This window comes from Streptomyces sp. BoleA5 (assembly GCF_000373665.1).
Lineage (GTDB): Bacteria > Actinomycetota > Actinomycetes > Streptomycetales > Streptomycetaceae > Actinacidiphila.
Genome location: NZ_KB892102.1, coordinates 282,497 through 307,244, shown reverse-complemented (window position 1 = coordinate 307,244; position 24,748 = coordinate 282,497). Strand labels below are relative to the sequence as shown.

Genomic DNA, 24,748 nt, shown 5'->3' with positions numbered 1-24,748 from the left:
ATTTGACGTACCGTCAGATGTGTTGCCGAGAGGAGGCAGCGATGCAGACGATCTGGCTGACCGGCGCCGAATGGCTCGCCGAGCTGCGCATCGGCCTGGGACCGTGGTGGCTGGAGAGACCTGGTCCGTGGTGCACGCCAACGACCTCAGGCCCTTCGCCGGACGGGTCCCCTATCTCGCAGCCGTCGTCGACCTCCCCGAGGGGCCGCGCATGATGACGGAGGTCGTCGGCTGCGCCCACGACGCGCTGCACGTCGGCATGGACCTGCGCGTCCGCTTCCGCCCCGCGGCCGACGGCACCGGGATCGCGATCCCCGTCTTCCGCCCGGTCCGACGGCCTCCGTTTCCTGCATGAGCTTGAATGAGGTGGTGCTGAGGCCCGTGGAGTTGGAAGCGTACGGACTGCTGCTCAGACCGTGGGAGGAGACCCCCGGCGACCTGGACGCGGCATTGCGCGGCCTCGGCGACCCGGACTTCCGGCGCTGGAACACCGCGCACGCCCCCGAACCGGACGAGGAAGGGGCGCGGGGCTTCCTGCGGCGCCGCCGGGACGGCTGGGCGGCCGGCGACCTCGCGTCGTTCGCCGTCACCGAGGCCGGGGTCGTACTCGGCCAGACCGGGATAGGGATGATCGACCACGCCATGCGCGGCGCACGCGTCAGCTACTGGATGCTCCCGGAGGCCCGTGGACGCGGCGTCGCCACCCGTGCGCTGGAGGCGGTGACCCGGTGGGCCTTCCGCGATCTGGGGCTGCACCGGCTGGAACTCGGCCACGTCGTCGGCAACGAGCCCTCCTGCGGCGTCGCACGGCGCTGCGGTTACGTCCTCGAAGGCGTCCTGCGTGAGGCGGTGGTCGACCTGTCGGGCACCCTGCGGGACGTCCATCTGCACAGCCGCCTTGCGACCGATCCGCGTTCCTGACCCGCCTACGGCAGCGGCTCGGCGCGGAGATTTGCCGTGCCTTGGGGAATCTTGTGCCGATCGGGACATCTGCTTTCCCGGTCGCGGTGGGCGGTTTGACCAGGGTGCGATCCACCCCTCGCGCGCCGCGGACCCGTACGCCGGTGCATCCGCGCGCCGCTCAGCCGCCGCACACGGGCCGAACGGAGTGCCGTACGCGCGCGCCTGGAGGGGCCTCAGCAGTTCCGAAGGCGCACCCGGCGTGGTGTGCCACGTGTCGTGAATGGGGTGGGGATGTCCGGTCACCGGATGTCGAAGAAGCGTCGTTACATCGCGTGGGCGGTGGCGGCGGCCGCGGTGCTCGTGGGGGCGGCGTCGCCGCGGAGGCCTCGATGGCGACCACCGTGTCGCGCCCGGCGCCGGGCTGCTGCTGGTGGCCGCTCATACGGATGGCTACGCCCGCAGCGGCATCCGGCTCTTCCTCGTACCCGGCGACGCGAAGGGCCTGGTCCGCAGGCGGCTGACCGCTCTGGACGAGACCCGCCCGCGGGCCCGCGTCGAACTGCGCGACGTCCCCGCCGAGCCCCTGGGCGGACAGGAGGCCGGCGATCCGCGCACCGCGCTCGCCCGTACGGGTGTCCTGGCCGCCGCCGCACTGGCCGCCGAGGCCGTCGGAGCCGCCTCCCGGGCGCTCGCGGGCACCCTGGAGTACGTCGGGGTCAGGGAGCAGTTCGGGCGGCCCGTGGGGTCCTTCCAGGCCGTCAAGCACCGCCTAGCCGACCTGTACGTCCGGTCCAGGCCGCCCGCTCGGCCGCCCGCTCGGCCGCCTGCTACGCCGCCTGGGCCGTCGGGAGCCCCCCGGAGCAGGCGCCGGACGCCGAGGTCGCGGCACCGCTCGCCCTCGCGCAGGGCCTCGAGGCGCTGCGCGCCGCGTGGGGGCAGGCCGTCGAGCCGCACGGCGGCATCGGCTGCATAGGGGAGCACCACGCGCACCGGTACGTGAAGCGGGCCGCCTCCGACGCGTCGCTCTTCGGCCCCGTGCACGCGCTGCGGGCCCACGCGGCCGAGCGCGCGGGCCTCTTCGCCACGGCTGCCACCACCACGACCGCGACCGCGACCCGCGGAAGGGCGGTGGCATGAACCCGTTGTGGACCGTCGTGCAGAAGGTGCCGTCGACCCGGGCGTTCGCCAGGGCCGGACCGCATGTCGTCCCGGCGGTGGACCGGTTCGTGCACCGGGCGACCCGCGGCAGGTGCTGCTCAGCGCCCGGATGCCGCCCGGGCTGGCGCTCACCGCCACCGGCGCGCGCAGCGGCCTGCCCCGGCGCACCCCGCTGGCCTGCATGCCCGAGGAAGGCGGGACGTTCGTACTGGCCGGCAGCGACTTCGGCCGCACGGACCATCCGGCGTGGACGGCGAACCTGCTGAGGCACCCCGACGCGGAGGTCGGCCGGCGCGGCCGGGACATGCCCGTACGCGCGGAGTTGCCGACGGGCGAGGAGCGCGAGGAGGTGTGGGCGGCGCTGTGGAGTTCGGGCCGCCGTACGCGGCCTACGCGCGGCGCGTGGAGCGGCGGATCAGGCTGTTCCGGCTCGTCCCCAGGGAGAAGGGCGGCGGTGCGCCGGTGGAGCCGCAGCGCGAGGCCTTGGGAAAAGACAACGCGGGCGCCTGGACCGGCAACCTCCCCCGAGGACCGGTGGGCGCCCGCGTCGTCACAGGCAGGACTTGACGTGAACGTAGGTCAACAATGCCGCCGTAGGCGGGCGTCAGCGCCGCGGCGTCACCGCGTCGGCTTCTTGCCCGTCACACCGAGGTGCACCAGCAGCGAGAGGTTCGGCTTCAGCTCGGCCTGCTTGACGCCCCAGCTCTGGAAGCCCTTCTGGTGCGCCGCGACGGCGGCGAGCATGGCCACCAGGGATCCGGCCACGGCTGCCGGGGTGACATCCTTGTCGACCCGGCCCTTGCCCTGGAGCTCCTTGATCGAGTCGGAAAGGGAATTGGTGAGGGGGTTGAGGATCTTCATACGGATCTTGTAGAACCGCTTGTCCCCTTCGGCGGCGCCCAAGTCGACGACGCGCAGGATGGCGTCGTGCTTGCGCCAGAAGGAGAGGAAGCCCTCGACCAGTTCCTCCGCCGCCGTGGCGCCGGACTTGCCGGCCCAGGAGCGGCCGGCGACGAGGTCCGTCAGCGCGGCCCCCTCCTTGGCCATCTCCTCGGCGAGCTCGAGGACGGCGCCCTCGACGTCGGGGAAGTACTGGTAGAACGTTGCGGGGGAGGTACCCGCCATCCGGGCGACGTCGATCACCTTGACGTCCCGGTACGGCGACGTGCTGAGCATTTCACCGAGGCAGTCGAGCAGCTTCTGCCGCGTCGCCTGTCCCCGGCGGCCTGCCACACGGCCGTCGACGGTGCGAACTTGTCCTGTCATGCCGTCAGTTTACGGGCTGGTGATCAGCGCGCGATTCGATGCCTGCAAATGGGGAAGGCCATGTGTTCGATTTCTCCTCGGGCGCAGCGGGGGATCCGCCGATAACGTGTCAAGCCAGACACTCCGTCGATCCATGCGAATCCCCACGTGAATCGGGATCGCCGGTCGCATCATCGGACGAATCGAGGACGAGATGGCCGCTTATCCCGACGGCACTCCCTGCTGGGCCGACGCCATGCTCAACGACCTGGAGGCCGGGAAGCGCTTCTACGGCGGACTGCTCGGCTGGACCTTCGGGGCGGGGGAGGAGCGGTACGGCCAGTACACCCAGGCGTACGGTCCGGACGGGAAGAACGTCGCGGCACTCGCCCCCAAGCCGGACGGCCGGATGCCGACGGTCTGGAACCTCTACCTCGCCTCCTCCGACATCCGGGCCACCGCGGACAGGATCCGGGACTCGGGCGGTCAACTCATCATGCAACCCATGGCTGTTGGCGCCTTCGGCTCGATGCTCATGGCGGCCGACCCGGGCGGCGCGGTGTTCGGGGTGTGGCAGCCCGGCACGCACGGCGGCTTCGAGGCGACCGGTGTACCGGGCTCCTACATCTGGACCGAGATCTACACGCGCGAGACCGAGCGGACCGATCCCTTCTACGCGGAGGTCTTCGGCTTCGGCAGCAAGCGGATCGAGGACGAGGCCATCGACTTCCGGATCTTCGTCCCCGAGGGCCAGGAGGTCACGCCGGGCAACGCCGTGCTCGGCCGCTACCGGATGGGGGAGGGATTCCCCGAGGAACTGCCGGCGCACTTCATCGTCTACTTCGCCGTCTCCGACGCCGACCGCGCCGCGGAGACCGTCGGGCGGCTCGGGGGCCGGGTCACCATGGGTCCGATGGATTCGCCTTTCGGCCGTTTTCTCCTGGCGAGCGACGACCAGGGTGCCCATTTCGCCCTGATCGACCCCGGAACCACGGTGGGTGAGAAGCCGTCCTGAACGCGGGCGGATCCGCAACCGAATCAAAGGTAATCGCGTGTCGACACCGCCCCGGGTTCGCAACTGATACTCATCCCAGGAAGAATCAGGGGCGTACCCCGGGATGGGGGGAACCCACGGGGAGGTGGCAGGGCAGTGGTGCAGCAGCTGACGCAGCACGATCCGAGACGGATCGGCCCTTTCGAGGTGCTGGGCAGGCTGGGTGCCGGCGGTATGGGCCTGGTCTATCTCGCGCGATCGGCGTCCGGCCGGCGCGTGGCGATCAAGACCGTACGGGCGGAGCTCGCCGAGGACCAGCTGTTCCGTGTGCGCTTCGCCCGTGAGGTCGAGGCGGCCCGCGCGGTCAGTGGCTTCTACACGGCGGCGGTCGTCGACGCCGATCCCAGGGCCGCCGTGCCCTGGCTGGCGACGGCCTTCGTGCCGGCGCCCTCGCTCGAGGAGATCGTCAACGAGTCCGGTCCGCTGCCGGTGCAGGCCGTGCGGTGGCTGGCGGCGGGCGTCGCGGAGGCGCTGCAGTCGATCCACGGGGCGGGGCTCGTCCACCGGGACATGAAGCCCTCCAACGTGCTCGTCGTGGAGGACGGCCCGCGGGTGATCGACTTCGGCATCGCGAGCGGGGTGTCCAACACGCGGCTGACGATGACGAACGTCGCGGTCGGCACGCCGGCGTACATGTCGCCCGAGCAGGCCAAGGACTCGCGCAGCGTCACGGGATCCAGCGACGTCTTCTCTCTGGGCTCGACGCTGGTCTTCGCCGCGACGGGGCACGCGCCCTTCCACGGGGCGAACCCCGTGGAGACGGTCTTCATGCTGCTCCGGGAGGGCCCGGACCTGTCGGGTCTGCCCGACGAACTGCGGCCGCTCATCGACGCGTGCATGCGGATGGAGGCGGACCGCCGGCCGAGCCCGGCCGACCTGCAGGCGCAGTTGGCGCCGCATCTGTTCTCCTCCGCGGGTGACGACACCGGTACGGCCTCCGCGTGGCTGCCGCCCGCGGCGGTGGGCCTGATAGAGGAGCGGCGCAGTGGCGGTCGCCCCGGCGCGGGGCCGGGCGCCGCCGGCGGTGGCGTGGGCGCCGGAGCGCCCGGCGGCGGTGCCGTGGTGCCCCCGATGCCGGCGCAGCCGCCCGCGCCTCCCGTGGCGCCCCCCGTGGCGCCCGCACGACCCTCTGCGGTCGCCGCCGAAGGCCCGGGCGGACCGGTGCAGCTCGCCGGCTCGGCGCCGATAGGGCCCGGGATGCGGCTCGCCGAGCGCAAGAACCAGGCCGCGGCCACCGCCGCCGGAGGTGGCCTCGGCTGGGCGGGCCGCGGCGGCGCGGCCGGGGCTCCGCCGGCGGCGGTGCCCGGTCAGGGCAGCCCCCAGGGCGCCCCGCAGGCGCCCGCGGTCCCGCCGGGCGAATGGCGGCCGTGGCGGTTCCGCATGTCGAACGACGTGTGGGGCACCCCGGTCGTGTCCTCGGGCCGTCTCTACGTGACCTCCTTCGAGGTGCACGCGCTGGACGTGGCCACCGGGCGGCGGCAGTTCAAGACCCGTGACGTGGCGTGGACGATGGCGGTCTCGGGCGGCCGGATCCACGGTTCCGACGGGCCGAGCCTGTACGCGCTGGACGCGGCGGACGGCTCCGAGCACTGGCGCACCGGTGTGGACGGCTGGATCTACTCGCTCCGCGCGGACGCCGGGACCGTGGTCACCGGTACCCGCGGCGGCGGCGTGCAGGTCTGGGACGCCGCGGCCGGACGGCTGCGCTGGGAACGCGGCGGGGCGCAGACGGAGTTCGAGACGCCCGAGTCCGGCCCGAGCGTGGTGGACGGCGTCGTGTACTTCCACGGCGGCGGCCGGCTGCACGCCCTGGACGCGACGAGCGGCGCGGAGCACTGGTCGTACCCGACCGGGGAGGGCGGCGCCATGCCGACCCGTCCGGTCGTCGCCGACGGCGCGGTGTACGTGACCGTCGGGAACCGCGTGCTCGCCCTGGACGCCCGCAGCGGCAGCGAGCGGTGGCGTTTCGACGCCCCCGCGGTGATGTTCGCGCCGCCCGCCTTCGTGCCCGGACCGGGTGTCAGCGGCGGCGGGGTCTACGTCGCGGACTACCTGGGCACCGTGTACGCCCTGGACCCGGCGGACGGGCGCGACCGCTGGCGGGTCGCGACGGAGCAGCGGCAGAGCGTGGAGCCGGTGCTCGTCGCGGGCGGTTCGGTGATGCTGGGCGCGGGCGGCGCGCTGTACACGCTCGACGCGGTCTCCGGCACTCCGAAGTGGCGCTTCGCCGCCCAGGGCGAGATCGTCGGCTCCCCGGTGGTGGCCGACGGGCGGGTGCACTTCGGCTCGAAGGACCACTGCCTCTACACGGTCGACGCGAGCGGCGGCCAGTTGCGCTGGAAGCTGGAGACCGGCGGGGAGATCACCGGTTCCCCGGTGGTCTCGGACGGCGTGGTCTACGCGAGCAGCAAGGACCGCTGCGTCTACGCCCTCAACGCGGTGAAGGGCACCGAGGCGGCCACCCGGCGCACCTGAGGGACCCCGGCCGACGGCCGTCGTGCCACAACACGGAAGGGGCAGACGACGGCCGCCGCCGGCCAACTTACGCGGTGGGCGGCCGAGGCGCCACGTGAGGGGAAGTCAGGGGTGACCCGCGCCGGCCGTCGTGAGGCCGGCACCCGCGGGGCGGCGGCGTCACCACCGGCCCCCGCGGCGGCAGTTCCCCGTTCGCGTACGGCTCCGCGGCACCCGCGGGGGGAGGCCGGTCAGCGCACGCGGTGCTCCCGGGTGCGGTCCGCGAACAGCCGGGTCTGGCGCTGCGGGGGGAGGTTGCCGAGGGCGTTGAGGTGCGGCGCGTGGGCGAAGGCCTGGGCCCGCGCGGCCTCGTGGGCCGACCGGACGGCTCGGATCGTGCCCTGTACGGCCTCTGTTGGTGGGCGGCGAGGAGCGCCGCCGCGCGCAGGGCCGCGCCGGGCAGCAGCGGCCCGGGCACGACCTCCGAGACCAGCCCGGTCTCGTGGGCGCGCCGGGCGCCGATCCGCTCCGCGGTGCCCATCAGGGCCATGCGCATCACCTCGCCGTACGGCATGTGCTGCGTCATGGCGATGGCTGATCCGGTGCATGACGAAGACCGACTGCGGCGCCCCCTCCGCGCCGCAGTCGGTCCATGGATCCCTTGTGCCGTCCCCCCGCTCCTTGAGGCGCTCCCCCCTTGGTGCGCCCTCAGGCCGTGCTGCTTCCCCCGTGGTGGTGCTGTCCCCCGTCGTGCTGTCCCCCGTGCCCCCTCGGGCCGGCCGTCCGCCGAGCAGGCACCGGTCAGGGCGAGTGCCAGTTGTCAGGTTTGACCGTGGTGTCGTCGCCCTTGACCTTGGGCTCCTCGATCTCCTCGGTCTCGACGACTTCCGGCTCTTCCTCGACGGTGGAGCCGGACTCGGGTGCCGTCTCGCTCACGCTGCCTCCCCTTGTGGTGGAACTGGGCCGATACGAAGCCCGCCTGGCAACGACCCCCGTGCGCTACCAGGCGGGCAGCTCTTGCAGTGATGGAATCGTGGCAGGCCTCGATAATCAACCGATAAACGGAACTGTTGATGTCCTGTATCAGCGGTGTTGCGTGGTGCGGAACCGCTGGACGGCGATCGCCGGGGCGGCCGGACCGTGGAGCAGGAGCCGGACCTCGGCGGCGTCGGGGGAGCCCAGCGCGGCGAAGGACGCCAGGGCGTCCCGCCAGCAGGCGCGGGCACGGTCCACCTGGCCCACCTCGGCGAGCGCGCGCCCGAGGACGGTGAGCACCTTTGCGTGATAGAGCTCGCCCCCCAGATCGCGCAGCGCGTTCAGCGACTGCTCGGCCAGCGCGGCCGATTGACGGTGGGCACCGGAGGACAGGTGCACCTCCGCCATACGGAAGAGGCACATGGCCTCCCAGAACTGCTGTCGCGCCGCTCTGAAGACGGGGAGCGCCTCGGAGAGCGACGCCAGGGCCTCCTCGCGGCGACCCGCCGCCGTCAGCGCGATGGCGAACGCGTACAGGCCGTTGCCGAGACGGAACCCGGCCCGCAGCTCGCGGTAGATCGACAGGGCCCGCTCCGCCGAGGCCACGGCGGCAGAGACGTCCCCGAGCTCGATCTGGGCGCGTGACAGGTTGCTCAGCGCGGCGGCGCCGCCATGGCGGTTGCCGTCGGCCACGAAGGCCTCCAGGGCCTGGGAATGATGGTCGGCGCAGTCCGGGAAGCGCCGCGACGCGAGGGCGACCATCCCGCGCAGATTGGGGGCGTAACTGCTGGTCAGGGGGTCGTCGACGGCACGCCCGAGCGCGAGGCTGCGTTCGGCCTCCCGGTCGGCCTCCTCCAGTCGTCCGGCCAGGACGTACTGCTGGCCCAGCAGCACGCGGGCCCGGCCCTCCACGAGCGGCTCGCCGCAGGCGTCGGCCGTCGCGACGAGGGAGCGCGTCGCGTGCTCGTATTGGCGCGCGTAGATCCCGGACTCCATCAGGTCCTGGCTCACGAGCAGCAGGTCGACGGCCCGCCGCATCGGGCCCTCGCAACCGCCGGCGGCAGCCTGCCGGACGGCGGCGAGGAGACTGGGCGCCTCGGTGAACAGCCAGTCCAGGCCCTCCTCGCGGGAGCCGAAGGGCATTCCGGCGCGGCCCACGGGGGCCAGGTGCGCGAGCAGGCGGTCGCCGGGGTTCTCCAGCTCGTAGGCGCACATCGCCGACGCGAGGTAGAAGTCCAGCAGCCGGGACACCGCCGCGCAGCGGGCGTCGTCCCCTTCGTGGCGCTCGGCGCAGTCGCGGGCGTACAGGCGGACCAGGTCGTGGTAGCGGTAGCGGGCGGGTGCGGCGGACTCGATGAGGCTGATGTCGACCAGCGTCTCGAGCAGTTCCTCGGCGTCGTGGAAGTCCAGGTCGAGGACGGCCGCCGCCGCCTCCAACGAGATGTCCGGGCCGTCGGCGAGGGCCAGCAGGCGGAAGGCACGGGCCTGATGCGCGGTGAGCTGGCCGTAGCCGAGTTCGAAGGTGGCCTTGACGGCGAGGTCGCCGGCCTTGAGTTCGTCCAGGCGGCGCCGTTCGTCGCTGAGTTTGCGGGCGAGGAAGGAGACCGTCCAGGTGCGGCGGGTGGCCAGACGGGAAGCGGCGATGCGGATGGCGAGCGGCAGGAAGCCGCAGGCGGCGACGACGTCGAGGGCGGCCTGGCGTTCGGCGGCGACGCGCTCCTCCCCGACGATGCGGGTGAAGAGCAGCAGCGCCTCTTCCGGGCTCATGACGTCGAGATCGACCAGGTGCGCACCGGCCAGGTCCACCATGCGGGCGCGGCTGGTGATCAGCGCGGCGCAGCCGGGGGTGCCCGGCAGGAGGTGGCGGACCTGGGCGGCGTCGTGGGCGTTGTCCAGCAGGGTCAGGATCCGGCGGCCCGCGAGGGTGGAGCGGTAGAGCGCGGCGCGGTCGGCGAGGGACTCGGGTATCGCGGAGTCGGTGACACCGAGGGAGCGCAGGAAGGAGGCGAGCACCGTCTCGGGTTCGGCGGGCCGCGCGGCGGTGCCCTGGAGATCGACGTAGAGCTGGCCGTCGGGGAAGGTGCCCGCGACGGCGTGGGCGACGTGGACGGCGAGGGTCGTCTTGCCGACTCCGCCGATGCCGGCGACGGCGGAGACCGACATGACGCCGCCCTCCGCCGAGGACGCGGCCAGGCGCTCGCCGAGCTCGCGGACGAAGGCGACGCGGCCCGTGAAGTCGGCCACGGTGGCGGGCAGCTGGGCCGGACGCACCGGCTCCGCGACGGCCTCGGCCTGCGGGACCAGCGGCGGCAGCAGCGACGGGTCGGCCTCCAGCACGCGCTGGTGCAGCTCGGCGAGCTCCGCGCCCGGGTCGACGCCCAGCTCGTCGTCGAGGAGACGGCGGGTGTCGGCGTAGACGCCCAGCGCCTCGGCCTGCCGCCCGCTGCGGTACAGGGCGAGCATCAGCAGGGCGCGCGGGCGTTCGCGCAGCGGGTGCTCCGCCGACAGCACGGTGAGCTCGGAGACCGCCTCCGCGTGGCAGCCGGCCTGCAGGTCCAGGTCGAGGCAGGTCTCGGTGAGCTGCAGCCGCCATTCCAGCAGGCGGGTGCGCTGGGTCTCCGCGTACGGGCCGGGGAGCCCCGCCAGCGGCTCCCCGTCGAAGAGGGCGAGGGCGCCGCGCAACTCCTCGCGGGCGGTGGCCAGGTCGCCCGCGGCGCGGGCCTTCTCGGCCGCGGCCTGGTGCCGTTCGGCGAGGAAGAGGTCGAAGCCGTCGCCGGCGTGCAGCGCGTAGCCGCCGTCGACGGTGACCAGCGCTTCGGCGCCGAGGGCCTTGCGGAGGCGGAAGGCGTAACTGCGCAGCGCCGCGAGCGCGGTGGGCGGCGGGTCCTCGCCCCAGACCGCGTCCAGCAGTTCCTGCGCGGTGGCCGTGCGGCCGCCACGCAGCAGCAGGGCGCCCAGCAGCGCCTTCTGCTGTGGCGACCCGGCGGAGATCGGCTCCGCGCCGCGCCAGGCCCGCACCGGGCCGAGGACCGCGAAGCGCAGTGCCCCGCCCTGGTCCTTACCGCTTGCCATGCCTGCCCCCTGGTGCCGCCGAACTGCGCGACGAGCGCGTATATCGATCGTTCATCACGAGCCGGAACAGTTTTCACGGACGGCGGGACCGACCCGATCGGTTCCGCTGCCTGTGCCAGTTTGCCGCCTCAACCTGTACGCGGTCACCTATGGGTGGCTTTCGGGAGGGGCGTAGCAGGAAGTAGCGGGGAATGTTCGGGCAGGTTTCATGTGAAGTGCGGTCATATGCCGTCGGTCTGACGGGTGTCCCGTCGGAGGAGGTGGAGGGCCGCCCATGTGTGCGCGTTGTGTGCCGCAGGCCGTGAGCGGACCGAGCCGCAGCGGGAGCGGGCCGGGGCCGTCGGTGTACCGGCTGCCCGGTCCCGCGTTGCGCCGCCGGGCCGTTCGGCATCCCGAGGGGCGCCCGTACGAGCCGTACGACTGCGACTTCGCCGGGCTGGACCGCCGCGCCCGCGCGGTCGCGGCGCGGCTGGGGCGGCTGCTGCCGCCGGGCAGCCGGGTGCTGCTCGCCTATCAGCCCGGCGTGGACCTCGCCGGGGCGTTCTACGGCTGCCTGTACGCCGGTATGGCGGCGGTGCCGCTCGTCGGCGGCGGCCCGGACGGGGCGGGGACGGTCGCCGAGGCCGTCGAGCGCTGCCGTCCCGCGGCGGTGCTCACCGGCGCCGACGCGTGGACCGCGCTCGCGGTGGACCGCTCGCGCACGGAGGTCGTCGAGGCCGACGGGTCCCGGGTCGGCGGGGAGCCGGTGGACCGGCTGGCGCGGGAGTGGCGTCCGGTCGGTGTCCTGCGCACGGCACCCGGCTACGAGCGCTACGTCGCCGACGGGCTCGGCGGGGGCCGCATGGAGCCCGCGCTGCGGCACGGGGACCTCGCGGACGCGGTGGGTGAGCTGGCGGTCGCGGCGGGCCGGGGCACGACGGAGGACAGCCTGGGGTGGATCGCCTCCGTGCACGGGTTGGAGGACGCGGTGTGGCGCATGCTTTTGCTTGCGCCGGGTGGGGGTGTGGCGTGACCGGGGTCGCTTGTTGCGGCCGGTTGTTGTGTGTGGGTTGCTTGCGCCTGCGGCGGGCATCCCCCGCCCTCCCGCCCTCCCCCAGCCTTCGGCCGGGGGGACCCCCATCCGGGATGGTCGGTCCGGGTCTCGCGCGGTTCGTGGTGGGCCGGGGGCGGGGCCTCCAGGACGTGCGGCCCCGTAGGCCACGCCCCTGGCGAGGTCGTGCTGCAACTGCCGTCCGCGGGAACGGCGAAGGTGCTGCGCACCCTCGACGACTTCGCGCGGTACCTCTGAGCGTTCCTCCGGCGGGTCAGTCGACCGGGTAGCGCTCCAGCCAGGCCGCGGAGGTGCCACCGGGCCCGTGCAGCGCCGGTCCCTGCGTCGTCTCCATGGCGAAGTCGTCGGCGAGCTGCAGGATGGTGCCCCGTCCCTCCAGCTCCGCGATCCACGCCGGGGGCAGGGCGGTCTCGCCGTGCTGCACGCCGAGCAGGTTGCCGCAGATCGAGCCGGTGGAGTCGCTGTTCCCGGAGTGGTTGACCGCGAGCAGCAGCCCGTGCCGCACGTCCTCGGCGACCAGGGCGCAGTAGACGCCGACGGCGAGCGCCGCCTCGGCCGTCCGGCCCGCGCCCAGGGACTCCACCCGTTCCGCGCCGGGCAGCCCCTGGCGTACGGCGCCGAGCGCGGCCTGCAGGGCCGCGGAGGTCTCCTCGTGCCCGGGCCGCGCCGCGATCAGGGCCAGCGCGTGCTGCACGGCGCCGTCCAGTGCCTCGCCCCGGGCCAGCCCGTGGACGATGACGGCGAACGCCCCGGCGGCCAGGACGGCGGTGGGGTGACCGTGCGTCTGCGCGGCGCACTCGGCGGCGAGCTGGAACACCAGGTGCGGCTCCCAGCCGACCAGCAGCCCGAACGGCGCGGACCGCACGACCGTGCCGCAGTCCCTGGACTGCGGGTTCTTGGGACTGCCGAGAGTGCCCATGCGCTCGTCGCCGAGCCCTGTCAGGCAGGCCCTGCCGGGGGCGCGGCGCGCGTACAGCCACTCCTCGCGGGCCAGCCAGCCGGTGTCCATGCGGCGCTCGTCGGGCCCCCAGTCGTTCTGGGTGGCCGCCCAGCGCAGGTAGGCGCGGTGCACATCGGTGGGCGGGTGCCAGGCCCCGGCGTCGCGGCGCACCTGGGCGCGTATCAGGCCCTCGGCGGTGAACAGCGTCAGCTGGGTGTCGTCGGTGATGGCACCCCGCCGCCCGTACGCCGGGACGTAGTCGGTGACCCCGCCCTCGCCGTGCGCCTGCCGAACGGCGTCCGGCGAGTCGGACTCGACGCCGGCGCCGAGGGCGTCGCCGATCGCGCCGCCGAGCAGGCAACCGCGCACCCGGCTGCGGAAGTCCTGCTGCTCGGCACGCCCCCATACGGCCCCGCTCATCACCAGCGCCTCTCTGCTCGACCCGACCAAGCACTGTAATCGACCCGGATCGGTCGGCTTCCGGTCGCGAACGGAGTGTGGCCGGTCGGGCACGGAGCAAGGCAAGGCCTCCGCTGCCGGGGCAGCGGAGGCCTTCAGGGGTTCGGGGCTCAGGCGCCTGCCAGGCGCGTCACCGCCAGGCGGGCCGGGGCGCCCGGCCGCCGCGGGTCAGCGCCCAGCGGGCCGCACCCGCGAGCAGGGAGGTGACGATCAGCCCGATGAACAGGTTCACCACGCAGGCGGCCAGCACCTCGTTGGAGCGGTGCAGGGCCAGCGGGACCACCACCGCGAAGAAGGTCAGCGCGGTCATGATCCAGCCGAAGAACAGCATGGCGCGCGGCGTCGCGGAGAGCAGGACGCGCAGCAGCAGCGTCGCGGCGAGCGCGATGAACCCCGCCCCGAGGACGTAGGCGGTCGCGGCGGCGTCGCGCCACACCCCGTAGCCCTGGGGGGCGAAGAGCGGCAGCAGCAGGAATCGCTGCGCGACCAGGATGCCGGACTTGGCCAGCAGGCCGGCGAGCACCGCGGCCACGGCTCCGATGCCCCACAACCGCCAGCCGTTGACGCGGCGGCGGTCGTGATCGGCGTAGCTGCTTGACACGTGTCGTTCCTTTCCGGTCAGCCGACGCAGAGCACCAGGAGGCACAACTGCATCGGTGACTTCGTTGCCGACGGCGTGGGGGCCGTCGTCGTGGGGGGTGTGGCCGGGACGTCCGCGGGAGGTTGGGGCGCGGACGAGGGCGCGGAGGTGTGCGGCGCGGTGTCCGCGGGAGCGGGGGCGGCCGTGACCGCGGATACCCGGGAACCGGTGTCGCCCTGCGGGGCGGTGCGGGCCGGCGCGGTGGTGCTCGCGGCGGACGGTGCGGTGTGGGGTGTGTCGCCGCGGGGCGCCGCGGTGGTGGGGTGCGTGCGCTGACCCGGGCGGTGCGTGGGGTCACCGGGCTGCGCGGGGATCGAGGAGAGCGGCAGGGTGCGGGCGGTGGCCGGCGTCAGCGGCTCGGCGGCGGCGGCCGTGCCGGCCTGGCCGCGCGAGCCGCCGTGCGGCAGCGCCGCGACGGTGAGGCCGCCGCCGACGAGTGCCACGGCCGTGGCGGCCGCGGCGCGCCGCCGGTTCTTCTTCCAGCGTTCGAGCTGCCGTCGCCGCGCCGCGCGGCCCTGCAGTGAAGGGTCGGCGTCGTCCTGCGCGGAGCCGTCGGGGTCATCGGCGTCGTCCGCTTCGCGGAGCCTCTCCCGTTCGGCGGCCGAGTCCGGGCCCTGCCACATCGGCGGGGCGATGTCGGGTGCGTAGGCGCCGCACCCCGGACACACGAGAGCCCCGTTGAGATGCCGACGGCAGGAGGAGCAGTAGTCCATCTCCGAGTCTTTCTGTGCTGACAGCGCCGCCGGGGGACGTCGGCGGCAGGTCCGCGCGCACGTTCTCCGTGCACGGCGGGACGGCCAGCAACGCTAACGACACCTCCCGAAGGAGCTGCGCAGCCTGTGTGACGCTTTTGGAGAGTTGCGCGGACTCTTTTGCACAGGTTGCCGAGGGGCGCGGCCGGGGCCGCGCCCCGGCTCAGTCCTCCAGCACCGGCAGCAGTTCCGGGAGGTGGCCGTCGGAGGCCAGACCCGCGGCGATGCGCTCGGCGGGTACCTCGCCGTAGGTGGTGGTGCGCTGGCGGGCGGGCCGCCCCGCGGCGTCGGCGATGGCGACGAGGTCGCGGATGGAGCGGTGGGAACCGTAGCCGGAGCCGGCCATGCGGGAGATGGTCTCCTCCATCAGGGTGCCGCCGAGGTCGTTGGCGCCGGAGCGGAGCATCTCGGCGGCGCCGTCGGTGCCGAGCTTGACCCAGCTGGTCTGGATGTTGCGGATGTGGGGGTGGAGCAGCAGGCGGGCCATGGCGGTGACGGCGCGGTTGTCGCGCAGGGTGGGGCCGGGGCGGGCGATGCCGGCCAGGTAGACGGGTGCGTTGGTGTGGATGAAGGGGAGGGTGACGAATTCGGTGAAGCCGCCCGTCCGCTGCTGGATTTCGGCGAGCAGCCGCAGGTGGGCGAGCCAGTGGTGGGGCTGGTCCACGTGGCCGTACATCATGGTGGAGGAGGAGGGCAGGCCCAGTTCGTGGGCGGTGGTGATGACCTCGACCCAGGTGGCGGCGGGGAGTTTGCCCTTGGTGAGGATCCAGCGGACCTCGTCGTCGAGGATCTCGGCGGCGGTGCCGGGGACGGAGTCGAGGCCGGCCTCCTTGGCGGCGGTGAGCCATTCGCGGAGGGACAGGCCGGTGCGGGTGGCGCCGTTGACGACTTCCATCGGGGAGAAGGCGTGCACGTGCATGCCGGGTACGCGTTCCTTGACGGCGCGGGCGATGTCGAAGTACGCGGTGCCGGGCAGGTCGGGGTGGATGCCGCCCTGCATGCAGACTTCGGTGGCGCCGACCTGCCAGGCCTGTTCGGCGCGGTCGGCGACCTGGGACAGGGACAGCGTGTAGGCGTCGGCGTCGGTGCGGCGCTGGGCGAAGGCGCAGAAACGGCAGCCGGTGTAGCAGACGTTGGTGAAGTTGATGTTGCGGGTGACGACGTAGGTGACCTCGTCGCCGACCGCGTCCCGCCGGACGTCGTCCGCGATCCGGCACAGCGCGTCCAGCGCGGCACCGTCGGCGTGCAGGAGAGCGAGCGCCTCGGCGTCGGTCAGCTTCGTGGGGTCGTCGGCCGCCACGGACAGCGCCGTGCGCACGTCCGCCTCGATGCGGTCCGGGACCAGTCCGGGCGCGGCCTGTTCGCGCAGCGCCTCCCAGTCCCCGTACACCTCGTCGAAGTCCTCGCGGCGATCGCCGGTGCGGCCCTCGGTGTCGATGGTGCGGTGCAGGTCGGTGCGGCCCGCGGCGGTGAAGACCTCCTCGGGCTCCTGCCACGGACGGCCGGTGACCTCGGCGTCCTCGCGCGCCAGGCCGGTGGCGGGGTCGGCCAGCGCGGTCACGTGCGGCAGCAGCCGCGGGTCCAGCCACGGCTCGCCGCGCCGGACGAACTCCGGGTAGACGCAGAGCCGCTCGCGCAGCGCGAAGCCCGCCTCCGCCGAGCGCGCCGCCAGCTCCTCGATCTGCGGCCAGGGGCGCTCGGGGTTGACGTGGTCCGGGGTCAGCGGGGACACGCCGCCCCAGTCGTCGACGCCGGCCCCGATCAGCCTGGCGTATTCCGCGTCCACCAGGTTCGGCGGCGCCTGCAGACAGGCCGAGGGCCCCATGATGTGCCGGGCGACGGCCACCGTGGCCACCAGGTCGTCCAGTTGCGCGTCCGGCATGCCGCGCATCGCGGTGTCCGGCTTGGCGCGGAAGTTCTGGATGATCAGCTCCTGGATGCCGTGGTACGACCGGGCGACCTTGCGGAGGGCGAACAGCGACTCGGCGCGCTCCTCGTACGTCTCCCCGATGCCGATGAGCAGCCCGCTGGTGAACGGCACGGAGCTGCGCCCGGCGTCCTCCAGCACCCGCAGCCGCACGGCCGGTTCCTTGTCGGGGGAGCCGTAGTGGGGGCCGCCGGGCTCGCTCCACAGCCGGGTCGCGGTCGTCTCCAGCATCATGCCCATCGAGGGCGCGACCGGCTTCAGCCGCTGGAAGTCCGTCCAGCTCATCACCCCGGGGTTGAGGTGCGGCAGCAGCCCCGTCTCCTCCAGGATCCGGACGGACATCGCCCGGACGTAGGCGATGGTGTCGTCGTAGCCGTGGGCGTCCAGCCACTCACGGGCCTCCGGCCAGCGCTCCTCCGGCTTGTCCCCGAGCGTGATCAGGGCTTCCTTGCAGCCGAGTTCGGCACCGCGCCGGGCGATCTCCAGCACCTCGTCCGGGGACATGAACATCCCGTGCCCGGCGCGCCGCAGCTTGCCGGGGACGGTGACGAAGGTGCAGTAGTGGCACTTGTCCCGGCACAGCCGGGTGAGCGGGATGAAGACGCTCTTGGAGTAGGTGATGATCCCCGGACGGCCCGCCGCCTCCAGACCGGCGTCCCGCACCCGGGCCGCGCTCCGTGTCAGGTCGGCGAGGTCCTCCCCCCGCGCCTGGAGCAGCACCGCGGCTTCCGCGGTGTCGAGCGCGACGCCGTCTCGGGCGCGCCTGAGGGCACGGCGCATGCTGTTGGCGGTGGGCGGAGTCTGGGTCATCCTCCGAGGATAGGTGCGGCGTACGTCAGTCGGCTGTGTCGGGAGGATCACCGGACCGCGGGGTCCCGACGGGGAATATCCGGGCTGGCCTTGACGTCCGCGTCAAGGTCTACCGTCGGGGGCATGCGGATCGGAGAACTCGCCGAACGGGCCGGGACCACCACTCGCGCCCTGCGCCACTACGAAGCGCTCGGCCTGCTGCGTGCCCGGCGTGCGGGCAACGGCTACCGGGCCTACGACGAGCGGGACCTGAGGATGCTCCGGCAGATCCAGGCGCTGCGCGCCTTCGGCTTCGAGCTGGAGGACACCCGCCCGTTCGTGGACTGCCTGCGGGCGGGCCATCCGGAGGGGGACTCGTGCGACGCCTCGATCGAGGTCTACCGGCGCAAGCTGGCCGAGCTCGACGAGTGCATCGCCCGCCTGACGGAGGTCCGCGAGCGGCTCGGCTCCCAGCTCGCCCACGCGGAGCTGGCCTCGGCCGGGGGCGCGTCCGAACCGCGCTGTGAGTTCAGTTGCGGGGCAAGCGAGGGGAGTACGCGATGACGACGCACACCGAGGGCCTGACCGAGGTGACCGACGCGACGTTCGCCGAGGAGGTGCTGCGGGCCGAGGGGCCGGTCCTGGTGGAGTTCACCGCCGACTGGTGCGGGCCCTGCCGCCAGATCGCGCCGGTCCTGGCGGAGGTCGCCCGCGAGGAGGCGGGCCGGCTGAAGGTCGTCCTGCTGGACGTGGACCGCAACCCGCAGGCCCAGTCGGCCTACGGCGTCCTGTCGATGCCGACCCTGATGGTCTTCCGGTCGGGCGAGCCGGTGAAGTCCCTGGTGGGGGCGCGGCCGAAGCGGCGGCTGCTGCAGGAGCTCGCCGACGTCCTGTGAGGGGGCGGGCGCCGCGCGGGCGCCCGGGGCGGTTCCCGGGGCGGGTGAAGGACCGCCCCGGGAACCGGCTGTCAGGCCTTCGCGGGCTCCTCGGGCAGGGCCGCGGCGGCGGCCGCGCCGTCCCCGTCGCCGTCGGAGTTGATCTGCGCCAGGACCGCGTCGCGCTCCGGGGTGTCCTCGGGCTTGACGAAGCCGATGAGCACGTAGAGCACGAGGCTGACCGCGAGCGGCGTCACGATCTGGATCTGCAGCTGCACCCCGTCCAGGCCGTAGTTGGTGAGCCAGAAGGCGAACAGGCCCGCCGCCCAGGAGACCAGCGCCGCCGTCGGACCGGACTTGCGGAACGTACGCAGCAGCCCGAGCATGAACGGGATCGCGATCGGGCCCATCAGGCCGGCCACCCACTTGATGACGACCGTGATGATGTCCTTGAAGGTCGGCGAGTTGACCTGGGTGGCGACCGCCATCGACAGGGCGAGGAAGGCCACGGTCGTGATGCGGGCGGCGATCAGCCCGGCCCGCGCGTTCCAGCCGCGCGCCGCCTTGGACAGCACCGGCGCGATGTCCCGGGTGAAGACGGCGGCGATGGCGTTGGCGTCGGAGGAGCACATCGCCATGGTGTGCGAGAAGAAGCCGACGACCACCAGGCCCAGCAGGCCGTGCGGCAGCAGCTGTTCGGTCAGCAGGGCGTACGAGTCGGACGCGTCCGGCTTCTGCGCCTTCACCAGCAGCGGGGCGACCCACATCGGGAAGAAGAGGACCAGCGGCCAGACGAACCACAGCAGGGCCGACAGCCGGGCGGAGCGGGTGGCCTCGCGGGCGTTGGCCGTGGCCATGTAGCGCTGGGCCTGGTTCCACATGCCGCCGTTGTACTCGAACGTCTTGATGAACAGGTACGCCAGCAGGAAGGTCAGGGTGTACGGGCCGGCGGTCGGCGCCGTGTGGTTGTCGGGCAGCTTGTCCCAGACCGTCCACAGCCCGCTGATCCCGCCGATCTCGCCCAGCACGGCGACCAGCATGGCGAGGCCGGCCAGCAGCTGGATGACGAACTGGCCCAGCTCGGTGAGGGCGTCGGCCCACAGCCCGCCGACCGTGCAGTAGACGGCCGTGACGGCGCCGGTGATGAGGATGCCCTGGTTGAGGGAGACCCCGGTGAAGACCGACAGGAGGGTGGCGATCGCCGCCCACTTGGCGCCCACGTCCACGATCTTGAGCAGCACGCCGGAGACGGCGAGGGCCTGCTGGGTCGGGACGTTGTAGCGGTTCTTCAGGTACTCCAGCGGCGAGGCCACGTGCAGCCGGGAGCGCAGGCGGTTGAGCCGCGGCGCGAAGAGGTTGGCGCCGATGGCGATGCCGATGGCGATGGGGAAGGACCAGGTGACGTACGAGGTGACGCCGTAGGTGTAGGCGATGCCGGCGTAACCGGTGAACATCACCGCGCTGTAGCCGGACATGTGGTGCGAGATGCCGGACAGCCACCAGGGCATGCGGCCGCCCGCGGTGAAGAAGTCGCTGACGTCGTCGACGCGTTTGTGGGACCACAGGCCGATGGCGACCATCACGCCGAAGTAGCCGATGAGTACGGCCCAGTCGAGACCATTCATGCGTTGTTGCCCCTTCCAGGGGTCCGCCTTGTGAACGGGAGCGCACTTCGCCGGTACGTCCGTCGCGGGGCGGCGCCCCAGATTGAACCGCCTGGAAAGGGGCTGGTCAAGACCATCGGTGTTCAAGGACGTGAACGTCGATCAGGGAGTAGAACGATTTTACTTGTTCTTGACCTTCCGTCACGTTGTTGCGACTGTGTGCGGCGCCGCACCATGAGCGGGTACTTCGCCGGAACGACCGCCCGCCGGACGGGGCCCGTCCAGGCTCCGTCCGCCCCTGTCAGCGCATCAGTTCGCCCGCGTTCACCAGCAGCGACTGCCCGGTGATCGCGCGCGCCCGGTCGGAGACCGGGAAGACCGCGGCCTCGCTGCGCGGCGTCCTTGATGTCGGTGGCACGCCAGGCGACACGGACGACGGCCTGGGCGAGGTGCTGCCCGAGGCCGGCCCCGACCCCGGGCACCACGACGGTCCTGTCGCGCAGCGGTACGGCCCACCACTCCCACCTGGACAAAAACTGACGTGCCGTCACAACCGACTCAGCCGCCCGCGATGGCCAGGGCCTTGGCGAGCCGGCGCAGCCCCTCCCCGATCTCGTCCGGGGTGTGCGTCACGAACGACAGCCGCAGCGCGGCGCGGTCGGGCTCGCCGGCGTAGAAGGGCGCCCCCGGCACATAGGCCACGTCGTGTGCCACCACCCGGGGGAGCAGCTCCGTCGCGTCGTACCCGGCGGGCAGCCGGGCCCAGACGAACATGCCGCCCTCCGGCCGGTTCCACGAACTGCCCTCGGGCAGTGCGCCGGGCAGCCCGGCCAGCAGGGCGTCCCGTCGGTCACGGTAGGCGGCGCGGACCCGCACGAGGTGGGCGTCGAGGTCGGAGTCGGCGAGGTAGCGGGCGGCGGCGGCCTGGTCGACGGTCGAGGTGTGCAGGTCGGCGGACTGCTTGGCGACCACGCACGCGCGGCGCAGCGCGGCCGGGGCGCGCAGCCAGCCGAGCCGCATCCCGGGCGCCATGATCTTGGACAGGCTGCCGAGCAGGACCGTCCGGTCGGCGGCCGCCTCGTGCGAGGCGATCCACGGCTGCGCCTCACCGTCGTAGCGCAGTTCCCCGTACGGGTCGTCCTCCGCGATCCACAGCCCGTGCCGCTCGGCGACCCGGGCGATCGCCTGGCGGCGCTCGGCGGTGGTCGTGCGGCCCGTCGGGTTCTGGAAGGTCGGCACCAGGTAGAGCAGTTTGGCCTTCTCCCGGACGGCGGCCAGTTCCAGGGACATCGGGTCGATGCCGTCCGCGTCGGAAGGGACGGGCACCACGCGCGCGCCCGCGAAGGCGAAGCACTGCAGCGCCGCCAGGTAGCCCGGGTCCTCCACGAGGACGACGTCCCCGGGCTCCAGCAGGGCGGTGGAGATCAGGGTGAGGGCCTGCTGGGAGCCGCCCGTGACGACAAGGTCGTCCGAGCCGGTGGGCAGTCCTGCCCGGGTGAGCCGGCCGGCGACCGCCCCGCGCAGCGCCGGGTCCCCCTCGGTGGTGGAGTACTGCAGCACCCGCCCGGGTGCCTCGGCGAGCACGCGGTCGTACGCGGCGCGTATCGCCGCCGCGTCGAAGAGCTCGGGGGCGGGCAGTCCGCCGGCGAAGGAGATCACCTCCGGACGGGCGGTCAGCGCGAGGATCTCCCGTACCGGCGAGCCGCCGACGGTGGTGGCACGGGTGGCGAGGCCGGGGACGGCGGCGCGCATGGCGGGCTCCTTCACGGTCGCGGGCGATTGCGCGGACCGTACACAGACATGTCGGATACCGCCACGGGCTTCCATATCTGACACTACGTCAGCCAAAGGAAGGCACCCGCAGCGGGCTCTACGCCGAACTGGGCTCCGTCGGCCCCTGCGACCCGGGCCACGGCCACGCCCTCATCACCATGGTCGAGCCGCACCCCGGCCGCGAGTACCCCTGCAACCGCTGGTACGTGGACGACCACTTCATCGCCGGCGCCATGGCCATGCCCTGGATGTACGCCGGACGCCGCTGGGTGGCCACCCGCGACCTGCAGTCACTCCGCTACCCGGAGAAGTCGCGGTGGCCCAGCCGGTCACCGACGGGTGCTACATCACCGTGTACTGGATCACGGTCGGGCGCTACGCGGACCACGTGAAGTGGACCGTCGCCATCAACCGGTGCCACCGATACCCCGCAGCGGTGCGAGATGCTGCTCGACCTGCTGCGCGACTGCCACTGCCGCGGCGGCCGGCCGGTTCGCCCTCGGCGATGGTGACGGTCTTCCGCCCCACACCGCTGCCGCTGGAGCGGATGTCCTGCGCGAAGCAGGTGGAGGGCGTCGGCACCCGGCTCACCCTGCTGTGGTTCCCGCGGCGGGACCCGCGCGAGGTGTGGGAGGAGCACTTCACGGGGCTGGACGCCGAGGTGGCCGGCACGGGGCTCGGCCCGGTCGAACTCGTCGCGCCCTACGTCCCCATGGTGCCGGGGACCGGCACCTACGTCGACGAACTGCGCGGATAGGGCGTCGGGGTGGCAGTGAGCCCCCTCGGCCAGGACGGCGTGCCGGTCGAGAGGGCCCGTACGGGTACTGCGACGGTGCTCAGTCGAGGTCGTACGTACCGTGGCTCACGTCCGCGACGAACGCCGACCAGGCCTGGGGGGAGAAGGCGAGCGCCGGGCCGTCGGGGTCCTTGGAGTCGCGGACGTCGACGGCCGACGTCGTACGGGAGGCCACCTCGACGCAGGCGCCATTTCCCTGGGAACGAGTGGACTTGGTCCACGCCTTGGTGTTTCCGAGCTGAATAGCCATGATCGCTCCGAGCTTTCTTTTAGTGCAGCTCTGACGTGATCGAAGCTACTCGCCAACATCACTGCCCACAGCGGCTATTACCTCCAACGAGTGGCATATTCCAGGAGGTCTTCCGCCTCACGGGGCCCAGGTGTACTCTCCGGCATTCCCAGTCGCAGAGTCAGCGTGCGTACTCTTTCGCGGCGTCCGCGATGAACTGCCGGCTCTGCTCCGCGCTGAGCGCCTGCGCCCGCAGGTGCTCGTACATGACGCTGTAGCCGTGCACGTCCGTCGGCTTCTCCAGGTACAGGTCGCTCGTGACGCCCTCGATGTACACGACGCTGGAGTCGGTCGCGTCGGCGAACTCCAGGATCGCGAAGTTGCCGGACATGCCCGGGTGCGCCCCGGCGTCGTACGGCAGGACCTGGACCGTGACGTGCGCCTGGGTGCTCATCTGGGCCAGGTACTCCAGCTGTTCGCGCATCACGTCCCTGCTGCCGACGAGGCGGCGCAGCGCGGACTCGTCCATCACCACCCAGAAGCGCAGCGGCGAGTCCGGGTCGGTGACGCGCTCCTGGCGGCGCAGCCGGATCTCGATCCGCTTCTCGATCTGCTCGGGCGTGGCCTCGGGGAGCGTCCCCTCGATGACGGCCGAGGCGTAGTTGCGGGTCTGCAGCAGGCCCGGCACCACCAGGGAGTCGTAGACGCGCAGGGACTCGGCCTCGGTCTCCAGACCGATGTAGACGCTGTAGGGGACGTCGCCGAAGGCGTGCCACCAGCCCTGCTGCCGGGACTCGCGGGCCATGTTCATCAGGGAGTCGACGAGGCGGCTGTCCTCGACCCCGTAGACACTGCACAGGTCGCGCACGTCGCGCTGGCTGATGCTGCGGCGTCCGTTCTCCAGCCTGCTGATCTTCGACTGGGAGACCAGCAGCCGGGCGGCGACCTCCTCCGCGGTCATTCCCTTCTGCTCGCGCAGCTTGCGCAGTTCCGAGCCGAGTCGGCGTCGCCTGACGGTGGGATTGACGTTGGCGGCCACGGGATGTGCACCTCCGGTTTCCGGACTGGTCCGTGTTCTCTGCAGATATGTACTGCTGGTCAGCAGAGTGCCACTATCGGTCATCCCGCCGCTGGGAATTGGTCATATGCTGCGCTCTTCAAAAGAGCGGACAAACGGAGGCGCGCGGGGCGGCGACCGGCGGTTGCCGGTCACCGCCCCGCGCGCTGCGGTTGCGGTGGGATCGCGGTCGTCACGGTGTCCAGGCCCTGCCGCCGGACACCCCGGGTCAGCGGACGCCGGCGCGGACCATGCCGTGGCCCGTCGCCCTGGCCGCCGCCGGACGCCCCTGGGCGGGGGCGCGTTTCGGCTGCGCGGCGGCACCGTTCTGCACGTCCATCACGGCGTGCGCGACGAGGCCGCCCATGGGGTCGTACCTGATCAGGTCACGGAGCCGCGATCGGGACGACCGGCCCTCGTTGCCCGGGTACAGGTGCTTGCCGAGCCCCACGGCATGGGCGATCGCGGCGAGCGCGGCGGTCCGCGGGTCCGGTGGCACCCCGGTGCGGATCGCGCTGTCCAGCCGGGCCCTGATCTCCCGGCTGACCTCGCTGTCGGTCGCCTGATAGCGCGTGGTCGGCAGCACCCCGCACATCTGCCCCGGCACGGCGTGCACCATGCCGCACCGTTCCAGATGCGTGAGATACGTCTGGCGCAGCCCCAGGCGGGGCCCGCCGATCCAGTGGACGGCGCGCACGGGGCTGCCGCGACGGCGCAGCAGTTCGAGCGCGGAGTCCAGGGTCGGATCTCCTGTCGGCCGTGGGTGCACCACGGCGATACGATCCCCGTCAGGGGCTATTCGTCCTGCGAGGGCCAGCTCCACTAGCTGTGCCCCGGCAAGACCAAGGTCGAGCGACTGCGGCTGCGCCGTGGTACCCGTGGCCGGGTCCAGGGCGAGAAGCAGTAGCTCCTCCGGAAGTGTTCTGCGGCTCCTGCCCATCCATGCCTCCCCGCGTGGATGAATGACAGGGTGACGCCTCTCACACCGGCCTGTC

At 72.9% G+C, this 24,748-nt stretch carries 19 protein-coding genes and 6 pseudogenes; 11 read left to right on the top strand and 14 right to left on the bottom strand.

The window, feature by feature from the left end:
* Window positions 1–41: 41 nt before the first annotated feature.
* From B085_RS48680 to B085_RS47055, 5 genes and pseudogenes are all read left to right on the top strand, one after another.
* Window positions 42–116 (top strand): annotated as a pseudogene (locus B085_RS48680) (DoxX family protein); the annotation flags it as partial.
* Entirely contained in the window at window positions 104–355 is a 252-nt protein-coding gene (locus B085_RS48675) for an OB-fold domain-containing protein (protein WP_037731862.1), read from the top strand. The pseudogene B085_RS48680 and the gene B085_RS48675, both read left to right, overlap by 13 nt.
* On the top strand, window positions 352–921 hold the full coding sequence (locus B085_RS0118020) for a GNAT family N-acetyltransferase (protein WP_051102088.1): 570 nt from the start codon (window positions 352–354) through the stop codon (window positions 919–921). Before B085_RS48675 ends, B085_RS0118020 begins: the two co-directional genes overlap by 4 nt.
* Before the next feature lie 397 nt (window positions 922–1,318).
* Window positions 1,319–2,040 (top strand): annotated as a pseudogene (locus B085_RS47060) (acyl-CoA dehydrogenase family protein); the annotation flags it as partial.
* Window positions 2,037–2,502 (top strand): annotated as a pseudogene (locus tag B085_RS47055) (nitroreductase/quinone reductase family protein); the annotation flags it as partial. The pseudogenes B085_RS47060 and B085_RS47055, both read left to right, overlap by 4 nt.
* Window positions 2,503–2,679: 177 nt before the next feature.
* On the opposite strand, the gene B085_RS0118000 reads toward B085_RS47055, so the two are convergent.
* Window positions 2,680–3,327: a TetR family transcriptional regulator gene (locus B085_RS0118000; protein WP_037731860.1), complete on the bottom strand. Its 648-nt coding sequence runs from the start codon at window positions 3,325–3,327 to the stop codon at window positions 2,680–2,682.
* Window positions 3,328–3,520: 193 nt separating this feature from the next.
* Between B085_RS0118000 and B085_RS0117995 the strand changes: the two genes are divergently transcribed.
* Both B085_RS0117995 and B085_RS0117990 read left to right on the top strand, forming a co-directional pair.
* On the top strand, window positions 3,521–4,321 hold the full coding sequence (locus B085_RS0117995; RefSeq protein ID WP_018559964.1) for a VOC family protein: 801 nt from the start codon (window positions 3,521–3,523) through the stop codon (window positions 4,319–4,321).
* A gap of 135 nt (window positions 4,322–4,456) precedes the next feature.
* Entirely contained in the window at window positions 4,457–6,835 is a 2,379-nt protein-coding gene (locus B085_RS0117990) for a PQQ-binding-like beta-propeller repeat protein (RefSeq protein WP_018559963.1), read from the top strand.
* A 230-nt stretch (window positions 6,836–7,065) separates the two neighbouring features.
* Here the strand turns inward: B085_RS0117990 and B085_RS50805 are convergent.
* The 3 genes and pseudogenes from B085_RS50805 to B085_RS0117980 all read right to left on the bottom strand — a co-directional run.
* Window positions 7,066–7,409 (bottom strand): annotated as a pseudogene (locus B085_RS50805) (enoyl-CoA hydratase/isomerase family protein); the annotation flags it as partial.
* A 206-nt stretch (window positions 7,410–7,615) separates the two neighbouring features.
* Complete coding sequence (locus tag B085_RS51460) at window positions 7,616–7,750, bottom strand: hypothetical protein (protein ID WP_018559962.1); 135 nt, start codon at window positions 7,748–7,750, stop codon at window positions 7,616–7,618.
* A 147-nt stretch (window positions 7,751–7,897) separates the two neighbouring features.
* Entirely contained in the window at window positions 7,898–10,861 is a 2,964-nt protein-coding gene (locus B085_RS0117980; RefSeq protein ID WP_018559961.1) for an AfsR/SARP family transcriptional regulator, read from the bottom strand.
* A 301-nt stretch (window positions 10,862–11,162) separates the two neighbouring features.
* Here B085_RS0117980 and B085_RS0117975 point away from each other — a divergent pair, with 301 nt between their 5' ends.
* Window positions 11,163–11,873 (top strand): AMP-binding protein, encoded by a 711-nt coding sequence (locus B085_RS0117975; protein WP_234018591.1) that lies wholly within the window; start codon window positions 11,163–11,165, stop codon window positions 11,871–11,873.
* Between the two features lie 292 nt (window positions 11,874–12,165).
* Here the strand turns inward: B085_RS0117975 and B085_RS0117970 are convergent, their stop codons facing one another.
* The 4 genes from B085_RS0117970 to B085_RS0117955 form a co-directional block, all read right to left on the bottom strand.
* Window positions 12,166–13,272 (bottom strand): ADP-ribosylglycohydrolase family protein, encoded by a 1,107-nt coding sequence (locus B085_RS0117970; protein WP_037731858.1) that lies wholly within the window; start codon window positions 13,270–13,272, stop codon window positions 12,166–12,168.
* A gap of 169 nt (window positions 13,273–13,441) precedes the next feature.
* A complete protein-coding gene (locus B085_RS42815; protein ID WP_018559958.1) occupies window positions 13,442–13,912 on the bottom strand; it encodes a hypothetical protein in 471 nt (156 codons plus the stop codon).
* Between the two features lie 17 nt (window positions 13,913–13,929).
* The gene (locus B085_RS49365) at window positions 13,930–14,664 is read right to left on the bottom strand and encodes an SCO2400 family protein (protein WP_078619937.1); all 735 of its coding nucleotides are present in this window, start codon (window positions 14,662–14,664) and stop codon (window positions 13,930–13,932) included.
* A gap of 202 nt (window positions 14,665–14,866) precedes the next feature.
* Window positions 14,867–17,440: a bifunctional FO biosynthesis protein CofGH gene (locus B085_RS0117955; protein WP_026251157.1), complete on the bottom strand. Its 2,574-nt coding sequence runs from the start codon at window positions 17,438–17,440 to the stop codon at window positions 14,867–14,869.
* 123 nt (window positions 17,441–17,563) lie between these two features.
* Between B085_RS0117955 and B085_RS0117950 the strand changes: the two genes are divergently transcribed.
* Window positions 17,564–17,983, top strand: a complete 420-nt coding sequence (locus tag B085_RS0117950; protein WP_018559955.1) for a MerR family transcriptional regulator — start codon at window positions 17,564–17,566, stop codon at window positions 17,981–17,983.
* Window positions 17,980–18,315: a thioredoxin gene (gene trxA / locus B085_RS0117945; RefSeq protein WP_018559954.1), complete on the top strand. Its 336-nt coding sequence runs from the start codon at window positions 17,980–17,982 to the stop codon at window positions 18,313–18,315. The genes B085_RS0117950 and trxA overlap by 4 nt, the downstream gene beginning before the upstream one ends.
* A 71-nt stretch (window positions 18,316–18,386) precedes the next feature.
* On the opposite strand, the gene B085_RS0117940 is transcribed toward trxA, so the two are convergent.
* From B085_RS0117940 to B085_RS0117935, 3 genes and pseudogenes are all read right to left on the bottom strand, one after another.
* A complete protein-coding gene (locus B085_RS0117940) occupies window positions 18,387–19,919 on the bottom strand; it encodes a sodium:solute symporter family protein (RefSeq protein ID WP_018559953.1) in 1,533 nt (510 codons plus the stop codon).
* 280 nt (window positions 19,920–20,199) lie between these two features.
* Window positions 20,200–20,289: pseudogene (locus tag B085_RS48660) on the bottom strand (short-chain dehydrogenase); the annotation flags it as partial.
* Window positions 20,290–20,456: 167 nt separating this feature from the next.
* On the bottom strand, window positions 20,457–21,650 hold the full coding sequence (locus B085_RS0117935) for a PLP-dependent aminotransferase family protein (RefSeq protein ID WP_018559952.1): 1,194 nt from the start codon (window positions 21,648–21,650) through the stop codon (window positions 20,457–20,459).
* Between the two features lie 77 nt (window positions 21,651–21,727).
* Here B085_RS0117935 and B085_RS42805 point away from each other — a divergent pair.
* Window positions 21,728–22,428 (top strand): annotated as a pseudogene (locus B085_RS42805) (hypothetical protein).
* 79 nt (window positions 22,429–22,507) lie between these two features.
* On the opposite strand, the gene B085_RS0117925 reads toward B085_RS42805, so the two are convergent.
* The 3 genes from B085_RS0117925 to B085_RS0117915 form a co-directional block, all read right to left on the bottom strand.
* Entirely contained in the window at window positions 22,508–22,717 is a 210-nt protein-coding gene (locus tag B085_RS0117925) for a DUF397 domain-containing protein (protein WP_026251156.1), read from the bottom strand.
* Window positions 22,718–22,877: 160 nt separating this feature from the next.
* On the bottom strand, window positions 22,878–23,735 hold the full coding sequence (locus tag B085_RS0117920) for a helix-turn-helix domain-containing protein (protein WP_018559948.1): 858 nt from the start codon (window positions 23,733–23,735) through the stop codon (window positions 22,878–22,880).
* Between the two features lie 247 nt (window positions 23,736–23,982).
* The gene (locus B085_RS0117915; protein WP_026251155.1) at window positions 23,983–24,693 is read right to left on the bottom strand and encodes a GOLPH3/VPS74 family protein; all 711 of its coding nucleotides are present in this window, start codon (window positions 24,691–24,693) and stop codon (window positions 23,983–23,985) included.
* Window positions 24,694–24,748 lie beyond the last annotated feature (55 nt).

Excerpts from the sequence above, each read along its gene's own strand:
- B085_RS0117955 (WP_026251157.1), bottom strand. The coding sequence starts at position 17,440 with ATGACCCAGACTCCGCCCACCGCCAACAGCATGCGCCGTGCCCTCAGG.
- B085_RS0117970 (WP_037731858.1), bottom strand. The coding sequence starts at position 13,272 with ATGAGCGGGGCCGTATGGGGGCGTGCCGAGCAGCAGGACTTCCGCAGC.
- B085_RS0117925 (WP_026251156.1), bottom strand. The coding sequence starts at position 22,717 with ATGGCTATTCAGCTCGGAAACACCAAGGCGTGGACCAAGTCCACTCGT.
- B085_RS0117950 (WP_018559955.1), top strand. The coding sequence starts at position 17,564 with ATGCGGATCGGAGAACTCGCCGAACGGGCCGGGACCACCACTCGCGCC.
- B085_RS0117940 (WP_018559953.1), bottom strand. The coding sequence starts at position 19,919 with ATGAATGGTCTCGACTGGGCCGTACTCATCGGCTACTTCGGCGTGATG.
- B085_RS0117995 (WP_018559964.1), top strand. The coding sequence starts at position 3,521 with ATGGCCGCTTATCCCGACGGCACTCCCTGCTGGGCCGACGCCATGCTC.
- trxA (WP_018559954.1), top strand. The coding sequence starts at position 17,980 with ATGACGACGCACACCGAGGGCCTGACCGAGGTGACCGACGCGACGTTC.
- B085_RS0117935 (WP_018559952.1), bottom strand. The coding sequence starts at position 21,650 with ATGCGCGCCGCCGTCCCCGGCCTCGCCACCCGTGCCACCACCGTCGGC.
- B085_RS0118000 (WP_037731860.1), bottom strand. The coding sequence starts at position 3,327 with ATGACAGGACAAGTTCGCACCGTCGACGGCCGTGTGGCAGGCCGCCGG.
- B085_RS0117980 (WP_018559961.1), bottom strand. The coding sequence starts at position 10,861 with ATGGCAAGCGGTAAGGACCAGGGCGGGGCACTGCGCTTCGCGGTCCTC.
- B085_RS0118020 (WP_051102088.1), top strand. The coding sequence starts at position 352 with ATGAGCTTGAATGAGGTGGTGCTGAGGCCCGTGGAGTTGGAAGCGTAC.
- B085_RS0117915 (WP_026251155.1), bottom strand. The coding sequence starts at position 24,693 with ATGGGCAGGAGCCGCAGAACACTTCCGGAGGAGCTACTGCTTCTCGCC.
- B085_RS49365 (WP_078619937.1), bottom strand. The coding sequence starts at position 14,664 with ATGGACTACTGCTCCTCCTGCCGTCGGCATCTCAACGGGGCTCTCGTG.